This is a genomic window from Parcubacteria group bacterium (genome assembly GCA_041657845.1).
GTDB lineage: Bacteria > Patescibacteriota > Minisyncoccia > Moranbacterales > JAKLHP01 > JAKLHP01.
Genome location: JBBABD010000048.1, coordinates 1 through 4,874, shown reverse-complemented (window position 1 = coordinate 4,874; position 4,874 = coordinate 1). Strand labels below are relative to the sequence as shown.

Below are 4,874 nucleotides of genomic sequence, written 5' to 3'. Positions count from 1 at the left end.
AAAGACGTCGGCATCAATCACTCGACTATCTCACACCAAAAGAAGTCCATTTTCGATAATAATTTTTTTAAAATTTTCCCTCTCATTTTTAATAATTTTCTGTCTTGACAAACCCGACCACTTTAAAGACCGAAGATTCCCAGAAGACGAGTGGAATATCTAACCGAAGAAGAACTAAAGCAGTTTTTCAACTCAATCGGCAAGAAAAGTACCAGAGATTTGAGATTCAGAGCCTTTCTTTCAATCCTAATTTCTACAGGCTGTAGAATCGGAGAAGTTTTGCATCTCAAGATTGCGGACGTAGACTTTGAGAAAAAAGAAGCGATGATTATCGGCAAGGGGAATAAGCAAAGAAAAATTTACTTTAACGATTGGTCAATCAAATGCATCAGGGATTATCTGAAAAGACGAGGCTATAAATATAAGTTTGTTTTGATTGGTGAACAAGGAAGAAATCTGCCTTGGGATAGAAACGATGCTCAGCGGAGTTTCAGAAGATATCGCAGGCAGGCTGGAATGGCAGAAACCGTCACTGCTCACACAATTCGCCACAGTTTCGCCACAATTTTGCTAAGAAAAGGCATAAGTTTAGGACACATTCAAGTCCTCCTCGGACATTCCGATATTCAGACCACCAGTAGGCATTATTTAGGCATCTTGAGCGATGACGAGGCAAAACAGGCTCACGAGAAGGGGATGAATATGGACAATTGGTTATAATCAACTAAAATAAAATTATGATGAACAAAAAATTAAAACAGGGCACCTATTATGAATGTCTGAAATGCGGAGATAAAATCTATTACGATACTGGCAAGAAGATGATTGATTGCAAATGTAGAGCCATCGCCATTGATGGTTGTGAATTTTACACCAGAATAAATGGTAATGAGAAAGATTATAGGAGTATATATATTGATGAAAACGGAGATGAAATAGCCAAAAAATAGGATTATAATGTTACATTTAATATGGCTAATGTAAGCCATATTATCGGGATAATCATCATTTTAGTTGACTGAATGTAACATAAATGTTACATTAAATACATAAAAATGTTACCATTATATTATTATGAAAAATGAAAAATTAAGTAAAAGACAAGAAGTAATTCTAACCCTTATTGAGAAAATGGGGAGTGTTTCTGGTGGTCAAATAATTGAGCAAATAGGCAAAGAATTGGGTCAAGTGACCAGAATGACTATTTCAAGAGACCTAGAAAAGATGCTGGAACTTAATCTGATAGAAAGGCAAGGAACGGTTGGGAGAGCTGTCACATATCGGCTTTCCTCCAGATATCCGCTTATAAAAAAAATTGATGTTGAAAAGTATTTTGCCAATGACGTTGACCAACGAGAAGTAAAGGAGAAATTCAATTTTGACATATTCAGTCAGTTGAAAGATATTTTTACCGATGACGAAAAAAATAAACTTTCCGAGTTGAACAAAATTTACAGAAAGAAAATTAAAAACATTTCTGCGGATGGACTAAAAAAAGAAATAGAAAGGTTGAATATTGATTTTAGCTGGAAGTCTTCCAAAATTGAGGGAAACACTTATGACCTCTTGGAGACCGAGCAATTGATTAAAAATCAACAACAAGCCACTGGTCACACGCAGGAAGAGGCAACGATGATTCTTAATCACAAGAAAGCCTTGGAATACATCGGTAGCAACAAAAAGGAATTTCAAACTGTATCCGTTCCCAAGATAGAAAATATCCATTCTTTGCTGGCGGATGATTTGAATGTGACAAAAAATCTCCGAAAAACGCTGGTAAGAATAACTGGAACGAAATATACTCCGTTGGACAATGAGTTTCAAATCAAGGAGGCTCTGGAAAAAGCCTGTCAAATGGTCAATGAAACAGAAAATGCTTTTGAGAAAGCGGTTATTTTGATGTTGCTTATCGCATACATCCAACCATTTGTGGACGGCAATAAACGCACCAGCCGTTTGAGCGGTAATGCTATTTTGCAATCCTTTGATTCTTGCCCTCTTTCTTACAGGAGTATGGACGAAGTGGAATACAAAAAGGCAATCCTGCTCTTTTATGAGCAAAACAATATCTCATACTTCAAGGAGCTGTTTTTGAAACAGTTTGAATTTGCAGTGGAAAATTATTTCGGATAATTAAAATATGAAACTATTACTAACATCAACTGGGCTAACCAATGAAAATGTAAGGAAGTTTTTTATTTCCCAGTTTGACAGACTGGATAACAAAACTACTTGTATCGTAACTTCAGGCAGAAATGATGAAGAGCAATTTTACATAGATGGCTCCATTAAAGAATTGGAAGATTTAGGAATTAAAGTTATTGAATTCAATATCGCCAAGCATGAGAGTTTTGTAAACTTTCCGTTATATGATATTTACTATGTTTGCGGAGGTAACACTTTCTATATTCTAGACAGAATGAGAAAAACAGGCGTGGATAATATTTTGATTAACGCTGTCAAAAAAGGAAAATTCTATCTGGGCGTCAGTGCTGGAAGTATAATCCCAGGACCTGATATTGAAGTGGCTGGACTTGGCGACTCCAATGATGTAAATCTTAAAGATTTGACTGGACTGAAACTCGTGCCACATATCATTACTCCACACTACAATCAAAAAGAAGAGAGCGATGTTCAAAAATTTAAAGAAAAAAGAAAGGGAGAGTCAGTGATTGAATTGACTGACGACCAAGCTATTTTTGTTGAGGATGGCAAGATGGTTATGGTGTAAATATAATTTTATGGCACTTACGGAAAAAGATATCAATGAATTCAAAAAATTATACAAAGAGCATTATGGCGAGGAACTGAATGATTTTGTTGCGTATGAGGCTGCTAATCACTTGGTTCAAATGATTAAAGCTGTATACAAGCCGATTCCAAAAGCGGACGAAAAATTATATAACAAACTTAAAAAAGAGCACGAAGCTATTCCTGAAGACAAAAAGATTGATTTCGTTAAGCACCTCGTTGAAGATGCCAAAGCTACAGAGTTTAAAGAAAAAATTGGTGAGAAGAAATTTTGGGAATTAGTAAGAAAATCCAATGCTATGATTCTAGAAGGAAATCAAGTTATTTTGAAAAGGAATTTATTAAAGGAAAATTATCCTCATCTTTTGGAATGGTTTACTGATTTGGAAATAATTGGATATTTGTATTCTGCCAAACGTATGGTAGATTTCAAAACAACTAAGGATGTCAAAAACTTTCTGGCTGAAGAAAAAGACGAGATATTTTGGGGAATTTATACGAATGATGATAAGTTTATTGGCTATGCTTCACTTTGCAGTTTTCAGGGAAAAGAACAATGCGAGTTTAACATCTTTATTTTGGATAAGAACTACTGGAGCAAAGGTATAGGATTGGAAGTTGCAAAGCTAATACTGAATTATGCTTTTAATGGATTGGGAATGAGAAAGGTTGTGCTTGAAACTAGCGAATTTCACCAAAGTGCGATTAGGCTTTATGAATAGGCTGGATTTAAGAAAGTGAAAATTGTGCCAAACGACAGAACAGTCTTTCATAATGGGGAATGGGTGCTGAGCGGAAGTCTTATGATGGAAATAAATAATATTATAAAATAATTTTAGGTAAAAAATAAGAACAAATTATGGAGTTCAAACATTTTGAAACAAGTTTAGAAAAAGAGAATGAGTATCCAAAATTGGTCAGGGATAAGATTCCTGAAATTGTGGAGGGCAAAACAGGGAAAGAAGTAAAAACGAGAATCATGGAAGACGAAGAATATAGGAAATTTTTATTGAAGAAGGTTGAGGAAGAGGCTCACGAATTGGCAAATGCGGAAGACAAAGAACATATAACCGAAGAGTTGGCGGATATAATGGAACTGATAGATGTTATTTTGGAAATCAACGGATTAGATTTAGAAACAGTTAGAAAAGTTCAAAAAGCCAAATCGGAAATGAGAGGAGGTTTTAAAAGCAGAATTTTGATGTTAGAGAAAATTTAACTAGAGATTTATAAACTTAAATTTATTATGAATTGCATTATTATTCACGGCTGTCCTTCCGACGCTGAAAAAGCGATGAATCCAGAAACTAGGACTTATGATAAGCATTGGATTCCCTGGGTAAAAGAAAAACTGACTGAAAAAGGTATAAAGATTGAAACTCCTCTTATGCCAGAGCCTTGGCATCCAAATTACGAAAAATTCAAAGCAGAATTTGAAAAATATGAAGTTGCGGAAGATACTGTCCTAATCGGACATAGCTGTGGTTGTGCTTTCTTGGTTAGATGGCTAGGAGAAACAAAACAAAGAGTCGCTAAGTTGATTTTGGTAGCTCCTTGGAAGATTCCAGATGAAGGAGATAAAGCCAGAGAAGCGTTTTATATTTATCCTATAGATAAAACTATCAAAGATAGGGTTCAGGAGATTGTTATGTTTACCGCAGATGATGAAGAAAAGGATGGGAAAAAAAGTCTGATGATTATATTATCAAATCAGAAACAATCCCACAGGAAATGGCGGAAAGGATAAAGAGGTTTATGGAAAATAAAGAATCTCAAAAATCTTAAAGGAAATTTAAGACGAAGCTAAAAAATTAGGCGCTTTGGATTTTATCGTAAAATCCGAAACTACTCCAAAATTAGTGGCGAATAGGATTAAAGAGTTGGTGGCGGAAGATAGGGCTTCAAGGAAAGTGTAGAAATTTACAATTTTTTTGTAGATAGCAAAAATCCACCTATTTTTTTAGGTGTTTTTTGTATTCTTCGCATATCTATGGATTGTCACAAGGAAATGATAATGTCCTAGTAGCGGGAAGTAGAAATGTCCGCCCCGGCAGGTTATGATATTAGTTTAACCACTAATATCAACCAAATGGACAATCGCATTATCATGAGTCAAAAAGAAG

General features: G+C 35.1%; 7 protein-coding genes. All 7 read left to right on the top strand.

All coding sequences use genetic code 11. The features are described from left to right. Window positions 1-150 precede the first annotated feature (150 nt). The 7 genes from WC906_05065 (at window position 151) to WC906_05035 (ending at window position 4,498) form a co-directional block, all read left to right on the top strand. Entirely contained in the window at window positions 151-720 is a 570-nt protein-coding gene (locus tag WC906_05065; GenBank protein MFA5777783.1) for a tyrosine-type recombinase/integrase, read from the top strand. Window positions 721-737: 17 nt separating this feature from the next. Beyond that, window positions 738-950 (top strand): hypothetical protein, encoded by a 213-nt coding sequence (locus WC906_05060; protein MFA5777782.1) that lies wholly within the window; start codon window positions 738-740, stop codon window positions 948-950. Between the two features lie 124 nt (window positions 951-1,074). Beyond that, on the top strand, window positions 1,075-2,133 hold the full coding sequence (locus tag WC906_05055; protein ID MFA5777781.1) for a Fic family protein: 1,059 nt from the start codon (window positions 1,075-1,077) through the stop codon (window positions 2,131-2,133). A gap of 7 nt (window positions 2,134-2,140) precedes the next feature. After that, entirely contained in the window at window positions 2,141-2,731 is a 591-nt protein-coding gene (locus tag WC906_05050) for a Type 1 glutamine amidotransferase-like domain-containing protein (protein ID MFA5777780.1), read from the top strand. Then, on the top strand, window positions 2,709-3,473 hold the full coding sequence (locus tag WC906_05045) for a GNAT family N-acetyltransferase (GenBank protein MFA5777779.1): 765 nt from the start codon (window positions 2,709-2,711) through the stop codon (window positions 3,471-3,473). The genes WC906_05050 and WC906_05045 overlap by 23 nt, the downstream gene beginning before the upstream one ends. Window positions 3,474-3,610: 137 nt before the next feature. Continuing rightward, window positions 3,611-3,970, top strand: coding sequence for a nucleoside triphosphate pyrophosphohydrolase (locus tag WC906_05040; protein ID MFA5777778.1), 360 nt, complete (start codon window positions 3,611-3,613; stop codon window positions 3,968-3,970). Between the two features lie 27 nt (window positions 3,971-3,997). Then, entirely contained in the window at window positions 3,998-4,498 is a 501-nt protein-coding gene (locus tag WC906_05035) for an alpha/beta hydrolase (protein MFA5777777.1), read from the top strand. Window positions 4,499-4,874 lie beyond the last annotated feature (376 nt).

Bases quoted from the DNA above. Each gene is read 5' to 3' on its own strand.
- WC906_05050 (MFA5777780.1), top strand. From the start codon at position 2,141: ATGAAACTATTACTAACATCAACTGGGCTAACCAATGAAAATGTAAGG.
- WC906_05055 (MFA5777781.1), top strand. From the start codon at position 1,075: ATGAAAAATGAAAAATTAAGTAAAAGACAAGAAGTAATTCTAACCCTT.
- WC906_05040 (MFA5777778.1), top strand. From the start codon at position 3,611: ATGGAGTTCAAACATTTTGAAACAAGTTTAGAAAAAGAGAATGAGTAT.
- WC906_05035 (MFA5777777.1), top strand. From the start codon at position 3,998: ATGAATTGCATTATTATTCACGGCTGTCCTTCCGACGCTGAAAAAGCG.
- WC906_05060 (MFA5777782.1), top strand. From the start codon at position 738: ATGATGAACAAAAAATTAAAACAGGGCACCTATTATGAATGTCTGAAA.
- WC906_05045 (MFA5777779.1), top strand. From the start codon at position 2,709: ATGGCAAGATGGTTATGGTGTAAATATAATTTTATGGCACTTACGGAA.